We start from the raw sequence: 16,784 nt of genomic DNA on the forward strand, positions 1-16,784 counted from the left end.
ATGAGCGGAACCATGGAGGGGGGGATCACCCGGTCCCATTCCGAACCCGGAAGTTAAGCCCCCCATCGCCGAGAGTACTGCGGGGTAGCCCGTGGGAGGGTAGGGCGTTCCGCTCATGGGGGGTGCTCCCGCGTGCATGCCGCCCGACGGGCGGCCTTTTTGCCTTCGGGCCCAGCCGCCCGCGCCTGGCCGCCCCGCTCCTGCCGCCCGATGGGCGGCTTCTTTGTTTTCTGGCGCCGCTCGGGTTTCCGGGGAGTTAATTGCGCGGAGCGTTCGGCTTCGCTGACTTTTCAACGCGTATAATAGAAATGGACTATTAGTCGCCCGTTCAGGCATGATGAAAGGGGTAACGCGTTGGCAGTCAAAGCACAGGATGCAAAGGAGCAGGCAGAGGCGCTCGTCGCAGACGAGAAGGCCCTCGCTGATCTGGTCGGCGTGCTGGCCGAGGGATCGCGTCGCGAGCGGCAGCAGGCGGCCGCGGCCATCTCGCAGGCGGCCAAGCTGAACGCCGAGGCGCTCGTTCCCCATGCGAACGCGCTCGTGGACGCCCTGAACCGCCCGGAGGCGCAGACGCGCTGGGAGGTGCTCGACGCCCTGACCGAGCTCGTCCCCTACGAGTCCCGCACCTGCGACAAGGGCGTCGTCGGCGCCGAGACGGCCCTGTTCGACGAGGACAGCGGCCCGGTGCGCCTGGCCGCGATGCGCTTCCTGTGCAAGCTGGGCGCCACCACCGAGAATCGCTCCGAGAAGGTGTGGCCCCTCATCGACGAGGGCATCCAGTGCTATCATGGCGACCTCGAGTTCCAGGACATGCTGCTGGCGGTCATCGACTTCTCGGCGGGCAAGCTGTCGCCGACGGTGAAGAAGGAGCTGGGCGACCGCATGGCCTTCGACGCCTCCAACGGCAAGGGCGCGCTCAAGAAGAGAGCGTCGACGATCGTGGAGAACGTCTCCAAGTAGCCGCCACCCTCAGAAAGACGCCTCGCGGGGCGCCTTTCTCTTGCTGTCCGCGAACGCGCGGGCGGGCACTCGCATCCCCGAAACGCATCTCAGGAGGTATCCTCATGGCACGGCATAGCGTGACCCTCATCCCCGGCGACGGCATCGGCGTCGAGACCTCGGCTGCCATGCAGCAGGTAGTCGCCGCCAGCGGCGCGCAGATCGACTGGGAGGTGGCCGAGGCGGGCGCCGCGTGCATGGACATCCACGGCACGCCGCTGCCGGATTCCACCATCGAGGCGGTCAAGCGCAACAAGGTGGCCATCAAGGGCCCCATCACCACGCCGGTGGGCACCGGCTTCCGCAGCGTGAACGTCGCCCTGCGCAAGACGCTCGACCTGTACGTGTGCCTGCGTCCCGTGATCTCGCTGCCCGGCGCGGGCGGCCGCTACGACGACGTCGACCTCGTCATCGTCCGTGAGAACTCCGAGGACCTCTACGCCGGCATCGAGTTCGAGGAGGGGAGCGAGGGGGCCCGAAGGCTCATCGAGTTCGTCGATGAGAGCGGCGCGGGGTCGATCCGGCCCGATTCCGGCATCTCGATCAAGCCTATCTCCGTCACGGGGACGCGGCGCATCGTGGAGTACGCTTTCGAGTACGCGCTCAAGCACGGCCGCGAGAAGGTGACGGCCGTCCACAAGGCGAACATCATGAAGCACTCCGACGGCCTGTTTCTGCGCGTGGCGCGCGAGGTGGCCGAGGAGTACGCCGGCCGCGTGGCCTTCGAGGCCAAGATCGTCGATGCCTTCTGCATGAGCCTGGTGATGGATCCGTCCCAGTTCGACGTGGTGGTGTTCCCCAACCTGTACGGCGACATCGCGAGCGATCTGGCGGCCGGCCTGGTGGGCGGCCTGGGCATCGCGCCGGGCGCGAACATCGGCAAGGACTACGCCGTGTTCGAGGCCGTGCACGGGTCGGCGCCGGACATCGCCGGCAAGGACATCGCCAACCCGACGGCGGAGATCCTGTCGGCGGCCATGATGCTCGATCACCTGGGCGAGCTGGAGGCCGCTGCGCGCATCCGCGCCGCCGTGGCCCGGGTGTACGCCGAGGGCCGCTGCCTGACCGGTGACATCCGCCGCGCGACGGGGCTTGGCGGGGAGCCGGCTCGCTGCAGCGAGTTCACCGCCGAGCTCGTGCGCGTGCTCGAGGAGATGTAGGGAGGCGGGGCGCGGGCCCTGCCGAGAGAGGCGCCCCGGAGGGTTCCGGCGGCGGCCGTGAGAGGATGGTCATGGCGAATCGCGAGTTCGAGGCGACGCTTCAGGTCGGCGAGGCCGGCTACACCTACTACCCCGTGTCTGCCGTGGAGGGCGCCGAGCGGCTGCCCTACGCGCTGACCGTGCTGCTGGAGAACGTGCTGCGCAACGGCGCCACGCCCGCGGAGGCGCGCATCCTGGCCGACCGCGTGGCGGCGGCCGGGCTGGCCGGCGAGCAGGGGGCCGAGGTGGAGTTCATGCCGGCGCGCGTGCTCCTGCAGGACTTCACGGGCGTGCCCGTGTTCGTGGACTTCGCCGTGATGCGCGAGGCCTGCGCGGCGCTGGGGGGCGACCCGGCGGTCATCAATCCGCAGGTGCCGTGTGACCTGGTCATCGACCATTCGGTCATCGCCGACGAGGCCGGCTGCGCCGGCTCGCTCGCGGCCAACATGGGCCTGGAGTTCGAGCGCAACCGCGAGCGCTACGAGTTTCTGAAGTGGGCGCAGGAGTCCTTCCGCAACGTGCGCATCGTGCCGCCGGGGATGGGCATCTGCCATCAGCTGAACATCGAGGAGTTCGCGAGCGTGGTCATGGCCTCGCCCGCGGGCGCCGTGGGCGCCGACGGCACGCCGGTCGTGTACTTCGACACGCTGGTGGGCACCGACTCCCACACGCCGACGGCCAACGGCCTGGGCGTGCTGGGCTGGGGCGTCGGCGGCATCGAGGCCGAGGCTGCGGCGCTGGGACAGTCGATCACGACGTTGGTGCCGCCGGTGGTCGGCGTGGAGCTCACGGGCGCGCTCGCACCGGGGGTGACGGCCATGGACGTGGCACTCACCTTCGCCAAGATGCTGCGCGAGCGCGGCGTGGTGGGCTGCTTCGTCGAGTGCTTCGGCGAGGGTGTGGCGGCGCTCTCGGCCACGCAGCGCGCCTGCATCGCCAACATGACGCCGGAGTACGGCTGCACCTGCACGCTGTTCCCCGTGGACGGGCGCACCCTGGACTACCTGCGGCTGACCGGCCGCAGCGCCGAGCAGGTGGCGCTGGTGGAGGCCTACGCCAAGGCCCAGGGGCTGTGGGGCGACCCGGACGCCGTGCCGCGCGTCTACGCCGACGTGCTGCGGCTCGACCTGGGGACGGTGACGCCCTCGGTGGCGGGGCCGTCGCGTCCGCACGACCTGATCGCCCGCGCCGAGGCTGCCGAGCGCTTCGCGGCCATCTGCGCCGAGCGCGGCCTGGACGATCGGACCGTGACCGTCGACATCCTGGGCGAGCCCCACGAGCTGACCCACGGCGCCCTGGCCATCGCCGCCGTCACCAGCTGCACCACCGCCACCGACCCGGCCATGATGCTGGCGGCCGGTGTCCTGGCGCGCAACGCCGCCGCCCGTGGCCTGCGCCCCGCCCCCTGGGTGAAGACGATCCTCGCGCCGGGCAGCCGCGCCACCGAGCTTCTGCTGGAGCGCGCGGGGCTGCTGGAGGGCCTGCAGGCGCTGGGCTTCTACACCTGCGGCTTCGGCTGCATGAGTTGCATCGGCAACTCGGGCCCCGTGATGGGGGCGCTCCACGACGTGGCCGATGACATCGAGCTGGCGAGCGTGCTGTCGGGTAACCGCAACTTCGAGGGGCGCATCTCGCCTGACGTGGCGCAGAACTACCTGACCGCGCCGGCCAACGTGATCGCCTACGCGCTGGCGGGCACCATGGCCGTCGACCTGGAGCGTGATCCCTTGGGTGTGGACGCGACGGGCAACCCGGTGTACCTGGCCGACATCGCGCCCGACCCGGCTGAGGTGGCCGCCCTGGCCGAGCGCTTCGTGACCGCCGACCTGTACGAGGAGGGCACGCGCGGGATGTACGAGGGCGACGCGGCCTGGCAGGCCCTCGGCGCCGAGCCGAGCGCCACGTTCGCCTGGGACGACGACTCCACCTACGTGCGCTGCCCCCCGTACTTCGACGGCATGACGCGCGCCGTGACGCCGCCGGCCCCCGTGGCCGACGCGGCGGTGCTCGGGTACTTCGGCGACTTCATCACCACCGACCACATCTCGCCGGCCGGGGCCATCGCGTCCGACTCGCCGGCGGCCCGCTACCTGGAGGGCCATGGGGTGGAGCCGGCCGCCTTCAACACCTACGGCAGTCGCCGCGGCAACCACGAGGTGATGATGCGCGGCACCTTCGCCAACGTGAAGCTGATGAACAAGCTGGCCGAGGGGCGCCGGGGCGGCTGGACGCGCGACGTGCTGCGCGGCGGGCTGGCCACGGTGTTCGACGCTGCCGAGCACTACGCCGACCACGACGTGCCCTCGATCATCCTGGCGGGCAAGATGTACGGCAGCGGGTCGTCCCGCGACTGGGCGGCCAAGGGGCCGAGCCTCTTGGGCGTGCGCGCCGTCATCGCCGAGAGCTTCGAGCGCATCCACCGGTCAAACCTCATCGGCATGGGCATCCTGCCGCTGCAGTTCCTGGAGGGCCAGAGCGCCGAGGGCCTGGGGCTCGACGGCACCGAGGGCTACACGGTGGGGGGCATCGACTTCTCGGCCGGGCTGCCCGAGCCGGCTGTCGTGGAGGTGCGCGCGACGCGGCCCGACGGCACGGAGACGGCGTTCGAGGCGCGGGTGCGCATCGACACGCCCACTGAGGGGCGCTACTACGAGAACGGCGGCATCCTCCCCTTCGTCCTGCGCGACCTGGTGGCGCGCGGATAGGCGGCAGATGCGGCGAAAGCGTGGTTACGGGGGCGGGCTCTCTTGGGGCCCGTCCCCTTCCCGTATAATGGCCTTTTCGAGTACACGTCGGGGGCGCGTGCCCCCGCCGACGCAAGGGAAAAGGGGATCATGGCGAAATCATCTGGCATTGACGCGCTGCTGGAGGCGCTGAGGCAGTCGGGCTTCGACGCCGGCAGTGCGCAGGGCGCGGGCGGCAGCTCGCCCTTCACGGTGGACGCGGAGGACGCGTCGAGCGAGCGGGGCGCGGGCGCCTCGGGGTCGCGCGGCGGCGTCGGCGGGTTCGGCAACGGCTTCGGGGGCTTCGGTGGCGCGGGCGGCCGCGGGGGCTCGGGCGGCCAGGAGCCGCACATCGACCTGTCGTTCCTCGACAACCTCAAGGGCATCAGCAAGAAGATGCTGGTGGTGCTGGCCATCGTGCTCATCCTGGTGCTGGCGGCGGCCTACTGGTGGTTCCACCCGCCCATCAACATCCACTCGGTGGACACCTGGACCTTCGTGGCCGTGTTCATCCTGCTGCCGCTGTTCCTGTTCTTCACGGCCAAGTCGCGCGCCTACAAGGCGGGCACCGACAAAGTGACGGCCAACGCCGGCAAGGCCAAGACGTTCAAGGGCCTGTCCTTCGTGCCCGTGGCCGTGCTGCTGGTGGGCGTGCTGGGCGCGGTGCTGTCGCTTTCGATCATCCCGGGCAACGCCGAGCGCTACTCCAACGTGCTCAAGACCGACACGCTGGAGTTCGCCCAGGACATCCAGGAGGTCAACTACTCGGAGATTCCCATCATCGACCGTGACTCGGCCATCCTGCTGGGCAACCGCGAGATGGGCTCCATCCCCGAGTACGTCAGCCAGTTCGAGGTGTCCAGCCTCTACAGCCAGATCAACTACAAGGGTGCCCCGGTGCGCGTGAGCCCGCTGGGCTACGCCGACCTGTTCAAGTGGTTCACGAACCGCGAGGCCGGCATCCCCGCCTACGCGCTGGTGGACATGACCACCCAGGACGCCGAGATCGTGCGCCTGGGCGACAGCCCCATCTACTATTCCCAGTCCGAGCCGCTGGCGCGTAACATCGACCGCCACGTGCAGCTCAAGTACCCCTTCTACATCTTCGGCGAGAAGTCCTTCGAGATCGACGAGGACGGCCACCCCTGGTGGATCTGCCCCGTCAAGGACTACACCATCGGCCTGTTCGGCGGCGAGACGGTGAGCCGCGTGGTGCTGTGTGACGCCACCACGGGCGAGACCCAGGACCTGACGGTGGAGGAGTGCCCGCAGTGGGTCGACCGCGTGTTCCCGGCCGAGCTGCTGATCCAGCAGTACAACTGGTGGGGCTCGTACCACAACGGCTGGCTCAACTCGTTCCTGGGCCAGGAGGGCGTGGTGCGCACGACCCCCGGCACCAACGGGACGCTGGGCTACAACTACCTGGCCAAGGACGATGACGTGTGGGTGTACACCGGCGTGACCTCGGCCACGGCGGACAACTCCATCATCGGCTTCGTGCTGGTGAACCAGCGCACCCAGGAATCGCACTTCTACAGCGTGTCGGGCGCCACCGAGGACTCGGCCATGTCGTCGGCTGAGGGCCAGGTGCAGAATCTGCGCTACACCGCCACGTTCCCGCTGCTCATCAACGTGTCCAACCAGCCCACCTACTTCATGGCGCTCAAGGACGGCGCGGGCCTGGTGAAGAAGTTCGCGATGGTGGACATCCAGCGCTACCAGAACGTGGCCGTGGGCGACACCGTGGCCGACACGCAGAAGTCCTACGAGGCGCTGCTGGCCACCAACGGGGTCAACACCGACGCCGCCGGCACGCCCGACGTGCAGACGATGACCGGCACCATCCGGTCGCTGTCCCAGGCGGTGATCGAGGGCAACTCGCACTTCTACGTGACCATCGTGGGCCAGGACGGCGCGATCTACGACTTCGCGCTGCCGGGGCTGATCGACATCGTCGGATACAAGGAGGGCGACACCATCACCTTCTCGTATCTGGAGGGCACGGGCATGAGCGCGGCCTACGAGATCAAGAAGGCGGGCGCCGACGAGACAGCCGGCGGCCTGCCGGACGACCGGGACGCCGTGTCGGCCACGCCCGCGACGGCCGGTGAGGTGACCCAGCCGGTCGAGGAGCCGACCAAGACGGCGTAGGAGGCGCGAGGCTGCGGAACCGGCTCTGAGCGCGGGGCCGCGTTCCTTGGCGCGAACGGATGCGCCTTGGCGCCAGAGCCAGACGCCCGCATGCTCTTCGAGGCATGCGGGCGTCTCTTGCTTCCTCCTCAGCGCGAGGGGTTGGGGTGGGCGGCGAAGCTTCGGATGGTCTCGGCCACGGCGGCCAGCCCGGTGCGCCGGGCGGCGTCGAACGTGTCGGTGACGCCGGCCTCCTGGAGAAAGTCCAGGGGCGTCTCTGCCACCAGCGCGCAAGGCGCCCCGTTGAGGACCTCGGCCACCAGGGCGAGGATGCCGCGGATGACCAAGGTGTCGCTGTCGCCCTCCAGGAAGAAGACACCCTCCCGCGCCTCGAGCTTGAGCCAGGCGTTGCTCTGGCACCCGCGCACCCGCCGCGCCACGGTGCGCTCGCTATCGGGCAGCGGGGGAGAGCGCCGCGCGACGTCGAGCAGGAGCTCGTAGGCGTAGAGCGGGTCGTCCAGCAGGGTGAATCGCTCTACGATGTCTCGCTGGGCCTGGAGCACTGCCTCCTGGCCACGCACCGCAGGAGGCTCCTGTGGCTGGGAGGCCGCGCTGCCGGCGCCTAGGCGCACGTGAGCACCTCGAAGCCGGCCAGCTCGCCGTAGCGCACGGCGGCGTCGAACACGTCGCCGTAGACGAGGGCCTGATGATTGCCGGTGGTGATGCTCCCCTGGTTGAAGGCGGCGATGTCGTTGACGGCGTAGTAGACGCCCTCGGAGCAGTTCTCGTCGTGATAGCCGGCGCCCGAGACGATGGTGCCGCGGGCAACGAACAGCTTGCGGCATGTGGGGTCGAACCGGGCGACGGTCACCACCTGGCCCGCGTCTTGGGCGAAGTCGTGGCGGATGGTGGCGCCCCAGCGGCCGTCCATGGCGAAGGGGCGCAAGGCGTAGTCCGTGGCCTCGCCGGCGATGCCCCTCATCTTGCGGTTGGGGGTAGAGTGGTAGGTGCACACGATGCCGCCGCGGCCCTCGATGGCCCGGGTGAAGGCGGCGAAGGCCTCCTCGTGCTTGGCGAGGGACTTGGGCGCCGACACCGGCGAGTCGGAGTCATACTTGATGATCATGGTGTTGCCCATGTAGGGGGCGGTGCGAGAAAGGGCGCTCAGCAGCTGCATCGAGACGAGGGCGCTCACGTCGTACTCGCAGGCGGAGCAGATGCCCTCCTCGTTGTTGAGCGAATGGTTGAGGCACATGGTGAACTGCTCTTGGTTGAGGCGGCGGGTGGCGCACATGTCGGGGCAGGGGGCCGTGAAGCCGTTGCAGCCCGTGGCGGCGAGGAGCTTACGGGTCAGGTAGTGGGCGCGCAGGGACTTGTAGACGTTCTCGGCGGGCATGTCCGCCTCCAGGGCGCCTTGCACGAGCTCGTCGGTCATCTCCTGGATCTCGCGGGCCTCCTCGGCGGTGATGTTGCCCTCGCGGCGTCCGGGAAGCGTCGGATTGGCGGTGGGATCGTTCTCGCGGGTCTGGTCGAGGAACTCGTGCATGTTTAGGTAGGTGAAGCGGATGCCCATCTTGTCGGTGACGGCGCCGTGGTCGATGAAGGAGTCGGGCGCGCTGATGGAAGTCGTCGAGTTGTGGCGCACGAGGGCGAGGATGCGCAGGTTCTCCATGACTTTGCGGGCGAGGAGCGCCCTCACGTCGTCGCGGGCCTCGTCCCAGCTGACCCAGCCGAGGCACTCGCAGCCATGGGCGCGCAGGGTTGCCACGGTAGCCGTCCCCGTGGCCGATCCCGTGAGCATGACCGCGACGGGCTTCTTGGTGGCAAGAGCGAGCTGGAGGGCGAAGTCGATGCCGAAGGGGTAGTAGGTGACGGCGTAGAGATCCACCTCCTCCTTGTCGGCGCAGAGATCGGCGATGAGGTCATCGGTGAGGGGGAAGGTCTCATCGCGCTTGCTCACGTACGGGGCCATGACGTTGACGAAGTCGAGGCTGCCCAGCTCGGCCCGGAGGGCCTCGTCCCAGCCGGCTGCTATCTGGGCCGTGCGGGCCTCGTCGAAGTCGCTCGTCAGCTCATCGCCGCGACCGAAGCGGCACGGGCCCTCGAAGACGTACTCGTGGATAAGCCCGAAGATGACGGGCTTGATGTTGAGCTTGATGTCCTGGGTCTTGCTGATTGGTTCCATGGCGGGTGTCTCCTTCTCTCTTCGTACCGTGCTATCCGTCACGCAGTCTCGGACGAGAGCTGCGAGAACGCCTTCTGGGCGACGTCCTTGACGCTTCGGGCGGTGCCGAGGTAGTCGGGCGAGAGCGTGATGCCGAGATCCTTACGGAGCTTCATGAGCAGGAGTATCTGCTTGGTCTCGGCCGAGGTGGCACCGGCGCAGTTGAGCGAGGTGTCTTGGAGCGTCCCCTCTCCGTTGCCGGCTGCTGCCCGCTGGTGCTCCATGCTGAAGCGGGAGAGCTCCCTGAGGTCGTCGGTCCAGAAGCTCGTGTCGTCTATGAGGTAGCGCAGCCGAATGTAGCGGATGAGGAGGTTCGTGAACGCCTCCAGGCTGTCGGCCTGCTCGCGCATGGGGGGAACCAGATCGTCGGCACGGCGAAGGTTGTCCCTGAGTCTCTCTGCGAACTCCACGGCGCCTCCTCTGCTTGAAGGTGGGTCGGTGGGGCGATTATACGGGCGTCATGCAATGAAGATATCCGGTAAAATGACCAATAAAACGATAGTATTTTGGAGGATCTGAAGAAGGAATCGCCGATGTTCACCCTTACCATGTTGATTCATGACTACGAGCCGTGCACGGTGCTCGCGAGGCCGAGAAACCGCGTGATGTTTGATTCGCTCCTTGTCGGCCTGGGGTGCTCCCCGCTGCCGCAGCAGGGGGCGGGTGACGAGGATGGATGCCGGGATGACGGGGATCAAGGACAGGCGACGGCGGGCTTCCCGGGAGGGGCGCGTGAGCCGTGCGCTCTCTTCGTCGGGGGCGAGGAGCAGGCGCTCCGGTTTCTCCGGAGCCATCCCGGCGCCTTCGCCTGCGTTCTCGTCGCCGAGGGGGAGAAGGGTGACGCTTCGGGCCTCCCTCCTGATCGCTGCTTCGTGGTGCGCGTCGATGACCCGGGGGCCCTTGCCCTCTTCATGCAGGAGGCGTGCGGGCGCATTCAGCTTTGGCAGGATCGGATGAAGTCCTCGATGCTGCAAAACGGAAGCTACCAGCACCTCATCGACTGCAGCGAGGACATCCTGGGAAACTTCATCTCCCTCACCGACCTGTCGTTCCGGCTTCTGGGCTGGACGCGCGGCATCATGCCCGACGATGAGGTGTCGCGGCGTTTGGTGGAGAAGGGCTATCATGACGCCGAGACCATCGAGGTGTTTCGGGAGCACCGCCTCTTCGATATCTGGGAGCGGCAGGGCGGCCTTACCGTCTACGAGGAGTCGCTGACGGCCCAGACGGAAAGCGCCTCGTACATCTTCCGCATGCAGGGTACCTACTTCGTGCATGTCATCATGCGCTTCAACCGCCGGGCGCGCACGGCGGCCCTCATGGACACCTTCGACATCTTCATCGCGCATCTGGAGACGTTGGTGCGGAGGGATTGGCGGGAGCGGCGAGGCGGCGGCCCGGTCTACACGCGTACGCTGGCGGGGCTTCTGTCCGGGAAGCTGACTGAGTCGACGGCTATCGGCGAGGAGCTGGCCGTGGCGGGCATCAGACGCGAGGCCTCCTTCACCGTGCTGGTGTTCTCCCCGGGAGACTCCTCGGGTCGGGCGGCGGCAAGCGAGCGTCACTACTTCATGAGCCGGCTTGAGGGGGAGTTTCCCGACGAGAAGATCATCGAGTATGGATCCACCCTGGTGCTCGTGCACCAGGGGGTGCCGACGGGGGACGGAGGTGCCTCGCCCGGGGAGGCGCGGGCCGACCTGCTGTCCCGGACATCGCTGTTCCTCAACCTTCACCGCGGCGCCTGCGGCTGCTCTGACATCGTCGATTCGGCTTTCGACCTGCGCTTCGCCTACCAGCAGGCCTGCTTCGCCCTGTCGCGGAGCGCCGTTCCTCCGCGGATGCCTGCCGAGGGCGCGGTGCCGCTCGTCCTGCCGTTCGACGCATGCTACCTCGACTTCCTGCTGTTCGGACGGGAGGAGAATCGCGACCTCGACCTATTCTGTCGTATGCGCGGGCCGGTGGCTCGCATCGCCCGGGACGACGAGGCGGAGGGGAGCGGCAACCTGGAGGTTATCGTGACGTACCTCTCCTACGAGCGGCGCGCTACCCAGGCCGCGAAGGCCCTGTACCTGCATAGAAACTCGCTGCTATATCGCATTGACGCGCTCCAGCGGCGCTACGAGCTCGATCTCGACTCATGTGCCTTTCGCCAGGCGTTCCTGATCGAATACGACCTCATGGTTCGAGGCGGGAGAGGATAGGAGGGGCAATGACCGGAGGAAGCGAGGGTGCCCAGGAGCGCCCGGTTGACTGGGGGGACGTGCGGCGGTGCTTTCCCATCCTGGATCAGGAGGTGAGCGGCCGTCCGCTCGTCTACCTGGACAACGCGGCCACCACCCAGGTGCCCGAATGCGTGGTGGGGGCGATTGCCGAGCACTACCGGCGGGACAACGCCAACGTGCATCGCTCGACCCATACGCTGAGCGCCCGCTCGACCGCGTCCCTTGAGCAGGCGCGCGCGACCGTTAGGCGCTTCATCAACGCGGAGTCGGCCGAGGAGGTGGTGTTCACGCGGGGGACGACGGAGTCCGTGAACCTGGTGGCGGCGGGCCTGGCAGCCTGGCACGGGGCCGGATTCTCGGCCGTCGCGTCGGCCTTGGAGCATCATTCGAACTTCGTTCCCTGGCAGCAGCAGGCCCTGCGTGCCGGGGGATCGTTCGCCGTGGCGCCGCTGACGGAGGGGGGCGACCTCGACGAGGTGGCCCTCGTCTCCCTCTTGGAGTCTCGGCCGCGCGGCATTGTGGCCCTGGCGCTTGTCTCGAACGTCTTGGGCACGGTGAGCCCCGTGGCGCGCCTGACGCAGCTCGCTCATGAGCGGGGCTGGCTCGTGCTCGTCGATGCCGCCCAGGGTATGCGCCACGGGACGGTTGACGTGCAGGCGATGGGCTGTGACTTCCTCTGCTTCTCGGGCCACAAGATGCTGGGTCCTACGGGGATCGGCGTTCTCTACGGCCGTCGAGGGCTTCTCGACGAGCTGCCTCCGACGGCCTTCGGCGGCGAGATGGTGGAGGAGGTGTCGGGGGAGCGCTCGCTGTTCGAGCGTGCGCCCCTGCGCCACGAGGCGGGCACGCCGAACTACGTGGGGGCCCTGGCGCTTGCGGCGGCCATCGACTTTCTGGAAGGCGTCGGCCGGGAGGCCGTGGCGGAGCGGGAGCGCCGCCTGCTGATGAGGCTGGAGGAGGGCTTGCGCGCGCTGGGCCGCGTCCGCGTGCTGGGAGCGCCGCGACGGCGTGAGGGCGTGATCTCCTTCACCGTGGAGAACGCCCATCCGCTTGACGTGGCGGTGCTCATGGACAAGAGGGGCGTGGCCGTGCGCGCGGGTCGGCAGTGCGCGCAGCCGCTGCTGACCGAGGCCTACGCGGTGGACCGGGTGGTGCGGATGTCGCCGGCCTTCTACAACACCTTCGAGGAGATCGACGTGGCCCTCGACTGCCTGGAGCGGACGATGGCGCTGCTGGGATCGTGATCATCGCGGCTTTTCCGTTGACAAGGGCAGCGGGGCCGCTATACTGGAAAAGCTGTCGCTTCGGCGACGGCGTCCTAGAAGAATAGTTCCGCTGCTTAAGACAGCAGGTACCCGCAAGGGTTTAATCGCGGAAACGCGGCCCGCCGAGGTGGTCGTCAACGATGCGTTGCTGTGCGACCCCTGCGTGCTCTGAGCGGCAGGGGTCGCTTTCTTTCTTGAGGCAGCGATCCCACCCCCGTGAGGGCGGAACGCGATCTTGAGAAGAAGGAGGTGTACGAAGAATATGCCCAACGCACAGAACAAGGAGATGCTCGAGGCCATCAAGGCCGACCTCGATGGCGTGAGCGCGGTGTGGGTGGTCGACTACCGCGGCCTGACCGTGAAGGAGATCCAGAACCTGCGCCACAGCATCCGCGAGGCGGGCGCCAACATGAAGGTGTACAAGAACACCCTCATGCGCATCGCCCTGGAGCAGTCCGAGCTGCCCACCCTGGATGACCTGCTGGAAGGCCCCAGCGCGTTCGTCTTCGCCGGCGACGACGTTGCCGCCGCCGCGAAGGCCGTGAAGAACTTCGCCAAGGACAACCAGAACCTGGAGATCAAGGGTGGTCTCATGGAGGGTAAGGCGGTCACCGCCGCCGAGGTGGAGGCCATCGCCTCTCTGCCGTCCCGCGAGGAGCTCATCGCCCAGATCGCCGGTGCCATCTCCGGCGTGGCCCGTGGCCTTGCCACGACCGTCAACGGCGTGCCGCGTGGCCTGGCCCAGGTGGTCAAGGCCGTGGCCGACCAGAAGGCTGCCTAGCAGCCCGCGCGGCGTGAGATGCGCCGCATGACAAGAAGACAAACTGGTCGGAACGCGTGTTCCGGCCGCCTTTGAAAGGAAACTAACATGGCTGTTACCCGTGAGGAGATCATTGAGGCTCTGAAGGAGATGTCCCTGCTCGAGGCTTCCGAGCTCGTGAAGGACATCGAGGAGACCTTCGGCGTGTCCGCCGCTGCCCCCGTGGCCGTGGCTGCCGCTGCCCCGGCTGAGGGCGGCGCCGCTGCCGAGGAGAAGTCCGACTTCGACGTCGTGCTCGAGGGCTTCGGCGACAACAAGATCGCCGTCATCAAGGTTGTCCGCGAGATCACCGGCCTGGGCCTGAAGGAGGCCAAGGAGGTCGTCGAGGGTGCCCCCAAGGCTGTCGTCGAGGGCGCCAACAAGGAGAAGGCCGAGGAGGTCAAGGCCAAGCTCGAGGAGGCCGGTGCCGCCGTCACCCTCAAGTAACTTCGCCTTACTTGGACGTTCGGGGAGCGCGTGCCTTCGGGTGCGCGCTCCTTTTTGTTTGGGGGCGGGGCTTGCGCTCGACCTGGGGGGGCGCCGGGGCCGCGCTGGGCTGAGGGGGGGGCGCCGAGGCCGCGCCGGGCTGCGCTCGACGCGTCGGCTCCGTGAGCCAAGGTCTCACGGAGCCTTCGGCTTGACCTCGCTCCGCTCGGCACGGCCCCGGCGACGCGGCTCCAGATGTGAGGGGGCGGCTGCTGGGCTCGCGCGGGTGCTCGCCGTTCAACCTGCGGGACGGCCGCCGGGCAGGGAGCGGCCTTCGCTCGACGCGTCGCCCCGGCGAGCCAGGGTCTCGCCGGGGCTTTGGCTTAACCTCGCTGCGACCGCTCCCTGCCCGGCGGCCTGTACGTTGTTGATTGGGGGATGATGCTGTGGAGGATGCTAAGAGCCGGTTGCGGCGGGTGCTGGGCGATGAGGGCCTGGCTCGGCTGGATGCGGCCTGCGTGATGGTGGTGGGCGTCGGCGGCGTGGGGTCGAACTGCGCCGAGGCGCTGGTACGCGGCGGCGTGGGGTCGCTTGTCTTCGTCGACGGCGATGCGGTGCAGGCCTCCAACATCAACCGCCAGGCCATCGCCTTCACGGAAACCGTGGGGCGGCGCAAGGTGGAGGTGATGGCGGCCATGGCACGGGCCATCAACCCCGACGTGCGCGTGGAGACGCGTGACGAGTTCGTGCTGCCCGAGGGCGTGGAGGCGCTGTTCGCGGGGCTGCCGCGCCGGCCTGGCTACGTGGTGGACGCCATCGACACCGTGGCCTCCAAGCTGGCCCTCGCGCTCTACGCGCAGCGGGAGGGCGTGCCGCTGGTGGCCTCCATGGGCGGGGCCAACAAGGCCGATCCCACGCGGCTGCGGTTCGCCGACCTCTACGAGACCCATGGGGACGCGCTCAGCCGTGCGGTGCGCAAGCGGGCGCGCGCGGCGGGTATCGAGCGGCTGGAGGTGCTCTACTCCGACGAGCCGCCGCTGCCGGTTGAGGTGCCTGAGGGCACGCCGCGCAGCGAGCGCGCGGAGCTGGGGACGATGTCGTACATTCCGCCCATCATGGGGCAGATGCTTGCCGGGCGGGTGATCTGCTCGCTGCTGGGGCGGTAGCGCGGTTCTGGTGGTGCGCCGCGGGGGCTTGGTGTTGGGCACGCTCCCCGGCGCGGCTCAGCGTGTGGGGGAGTGGGGCGGCTGCTCGGTGGTTCGCGACTTTCGTGCTGCCGGGATGCGTTTCGCGGTTCCGGTGGCTCGCCGCGGGGGCTCGGTGCCGGGTGTGTGACCTCAGCGTGGCTCGATGAAAAGGGGCCGGATGCGAGGAGGGGCAGTCCTTGGACTGCCCCTCCTCTGCTTTCCTCTTAGGCGGCTAGTAGCGGTAGAGGGCGGCTATGCCCTTGTTTCCGGGCATCTTGTCGGCCGGGAGGACGTAGATGTGGGCGTCCTGGGCCAGGGCGGCCTGGGCGAAGGCGTCTACCAGGTCGGGGCTGGCCGGGTCGAGGATCTTGTCGTCGGTGGGGTTGGTGTCGGTGTCGAAGAAGATCTCTCCGGTCTTGGGGTCGAAGGTGCCGGGGATGTCCTTCCCTTCCTGGACGAAGAGGGCGGCCACCTTGCGCTCAACCAGGGCCATCGCCAGCTCGTTGTAGTCATCCGTCGCCTTGCCCTTGGACAGGTCGTAGGCGAATTCGTCGAGCGCCTTCTGCACCTTGGCGTCGCGGTCGGCCTCCATGATGGCCAGGGCGTCGTCGCGCAGCTGCTCGCCGGTGAGGCTGGCGGGATCCTTCTCGATGGCGGTGGGCATGAGGTGGCGCAGGGTGGATACCTTGCGGAAGGCGGCCACGTGCTCGGGCAGCGTCACCAGGATGATGGACGTGGCGTCATCGCGCACGAGGTGGTCGTCGACGGCCTTGTTCACGTAGCGGAAGAACTTCTCGGCCTCCTCCTTCGCCACGTTCTTGCGCGACTGGAAGTCATGGTAGGGGGACAGATGGCCCTCGAGGGTGATGAAGTCGAGGGCGCCTTCCTCGTGCTTGCGCTCGTCGGCCACCGTGTCGTCGGAGTTGGCGAAGAGCTCGGAGAAGTAGTCCTTCACCTCGGGCGGGAGCGCCATGCGCTTGACGCTGTGCTGGTCGCCCTTGATCCAGCCGAAGCGGTCGGTGCCGAGGGCCAGCAGGTAGTAGCGCGTGCCGTACTGGAAGTTGCGCAGGAGCGGCTTGGTGTAGTAGGCGGGGCCCACCACCACGCAGGGGTCGACGGCAAAGTCCAGGTTGAAGGCGTAGACGTCGGTGTTGCTGATGAGCAGCGCGACGCCCTCGGGCGCGTTCTCCCAAAGGGGCAGGTCGGGGTGGGCCAAGAGGTAGTCGAGGCGCTCGGCGATGCCGGCCCAGTCCTTCTCGTTGGGAAGCTTCTCGCGCAGGGTGCGCTCGGCCTCCTCCTTGAGGTCCTTGAGCTCGATGCCGTCCCACTCGTCGCGGCGCGGCTCCTCACGCTGGTCGCGGTGGATGGGGAGGTAGATGGATACCAGGGGCGGCTCCGCCTGCTCGTAGGCCCGGGGATCGAAGTTGTCGAGCACGTGGATGCTGTCCTGCAGCTCCTTCATAGCGTCCTTCATGGGAAACCTCCAAATACGCCGTCGGTTACTGGTTGTGATGGGCGCGTTGGTGCTGACGGCAGGCGATGCGAGAGCCTGCGGGCACGTGCGCTCACCATTCAGGATAGGCCCGGGGCGGAAGGCGGGGGATTGCCGG

At 68.2% G+C, this 16,784-nt stretch carries 14 protein-coding genes and 1 rRNA gene; 10 read left to right on the plus strand and 5 right to left on the minus strand.

Translation table 11 applies throughout. From position 1 onward, the window contains the following. Positions 1–2 precede the first annotated feature (2 nt). From rrf to LPT13_RS07930, 5 genes are all read left to right on the plus strand, one after another. Positions 3–116 (plus strand): 5S ribosomal RNA (gene rrf / locus LPT13_RS07910). 238 nt (positions 117–354) lie between these two features. Next, positions 355–960, plus strand: a complete 606-nt coding sequence (locus tag LPT13_RS07915) for a hypothetical protein (protein ID WP_242165366.1) — start codon at positions 355–357, stop codon at positions 958–960. 104 nt (positions 961–1,064) lie between these two features. Further along, positions 1,065–2,159, plus strand: coding sequence for an isocitrate/isopropylmalate dehydrogenase family protein (locus LPT13_RS07920; protein WP_242165367.1), 1,095 nt, complete (start codon positions 1,065–1,067; stop codon positions 2,157–2,159). Positions 2,160–2,230: 71 nt separating this feature from the next. After that, entirely contained in the window at positions 2,231–4,903 is a 2,673-nt protein-coding gene (acnA, locus tag LPT13_RS07925; protein ID WP_242165368.1) for an aconitate hydratase AcnA, read from the plus strand. Between the two features lie 129 nt (positions 4,904–5,032). Continuing rightward, a complete protein-coding gene (locus LPT13_RS07930) occupies positions 5,033–7,072 on the plus strand; it encodes a Tat pathway signal sequence (RefSeq protein ID WP_242165370.1) in 2,040 nt (679 codons plus the stop codon). A gap of 128 nt (positions 7,073–7,200) precedes the next feature. Here the strand turns inward: LPT13_RS07930 and LPT13_RS07935 are convergent, their stop codons facing one another. The 4 genes from LPT13_RS07935 to LPT13_RS07950 are packed head-to-tail and all read right to left on the minus strand — an operon-like array spanning position 7,201 to position 10,267. After that, positions 7,201–7,632, minus strand: a complete 432-nt coding sequence (locus tag LPT13_RS07935) for a SufE family protein (RefSeq protein ID WP_242165371.1) — start codon at positions 7,630–7,632, stop codon at positions 7,201–7,203. Positions 7,633–7,673: 41 nt separating this feature from the next. Continuing rightward, positions 7,674–9,236 carry a hypothetical protein gene (locus LPT13_RS07940; RefSeq protein WP_242165374.1) on the minus strand — a complete coding sequence of 521 codons (1,563 nt, stop codon included), beginning with the start codon at positions 9,234–9,236 and terminating at the stop codon, positions 7,674–7,676. Positions 9,237–9,274: 38 nt separating this feature from the next. Further along, the gene (locus LPT13_RS07945) at positions 9,275–9,685 is read right to left on the minus strand and encodes a hypothetical protein (protein ID WP_242165376.1); all 411 of its coding nucleotides are present in this window, start codon (positions 9,683–9,685) and stop codon (positions 9,275–9,277) included. A 48-nt stretch (positions 9,686–9,733) separates the two neighbouring features. After that, the gene (locus LPT13_RS07950) at positions 9,734–10,267 is read right to left on the minus strand and encodes a hypothetical protein (protein WP_242165378.1); all 534 of its coding nucleotides are present in this window, start codon (positions 10,265–10,267) and stop codon (positions 9,734–9,736) included. Between LPT13_RS07950 and LPT13_RS07955 the strand changes: the two genes are divergently transcribed. The 5 genes from LPT13_RS07955 (at position 10,241) to LPT13_RS07975 (ending at position 15,153) form a co-directional block, all read left to right on the plus strand. After that, positions 10,241–11,476, plus strand: a complete 1,236-nt coding sequence (locus tag LPT13_RS07955) for a PucR family transcriptional regulator (RefSeq protein WP_242165380.1) — start codon at positions 10,241–10,243, stop codon at positions 11,474–11,476. The genes LPT13_RS07950 and LPT13_RS07955 overlap by 27 nt on opposite strands. An 8-nt stretch (positions 11,477–11,484) precedes the next feature. Beyond that, a complete protein-coding gene (locus LPT13_RS07960) occupies positions 11,485–12,741 on the plus strand; it encodes an aminotransferase class V-fold PLP-dependent enzyme (RefSeq protein ID WP_242165382.1) in 1,257 nt (418 codons plus the stop codon). A 283-nt stretch (positions 12,742–13,024) separates the two neighbouring features. Beyond that, positions 13,025–13,543 carry a 50S ribosomal protein L10 gene (gene rplJ / locus LPT13_RS07965; RefSeq protein ID WP_242165384.1) on the plus strand — a complete coding sequence of 173 codons (519 nt, stop codon included), beginning with the start codon at positions 13,025–13,027 and terminating at the stop codon, positions 13,541–13,543. An 87-nt stretch (positions 13,544–13,630) separates the two neighbouring features. Further along, a complete protein-coding gene (rplL, locus tag LPT13_RS07970; RefSeq protein ID WP_242165386.1) occupies positions 13,631–14,008 on the plus strand; it encodes a 50S ribosomal protein L7/L12 in 378 nt (125 codons plus the stop codon). A 425-nt stretch (positions 14,009–14,433) separates the two neighbouring features. Beyond that, on the plus strand, positions 14,434–15,153 hold the full coding sequence (locus LPT13_RS07975; RefSeq protein ID WP_242165390.1) for a tRNA threonylcarbamoyladenosine dehydratase: 720 nt from the start codon (positions 14,434–14,436) through the stop codon (positions 15,151–15,153). Positions 15,154–15,406: 253 nt separating this feature from the next. Here the strand turns inward: LPT13_RS07975 and LPT13_RS07980 are convergent, their stop codons facing one another. Beyond that, positions 15,407–16,648 (minus strand): baeRF3 domain-containing protein, encoded by a 1,242-nt coding sequence (locus tag LPT13_RS07980; RefSeq protein WP_242165393.1) that lies wholly within the window; start codon positions 16,646–16,648, stop codon positions 15,407–15,409. Positions 16,649–16,784 lie beyond the last annotated feature (136 nt).

Source organism: Adlercreutzia faecimuris, assembly GCF_022669055.1.
Taxonomy (GTDB): Bacteria; Actinomycetota; Coriobacteriia; order Coriobacteriales; family Eggerthellaceae; genus Enterorhabdus; species Enterorhabdus faecimuris.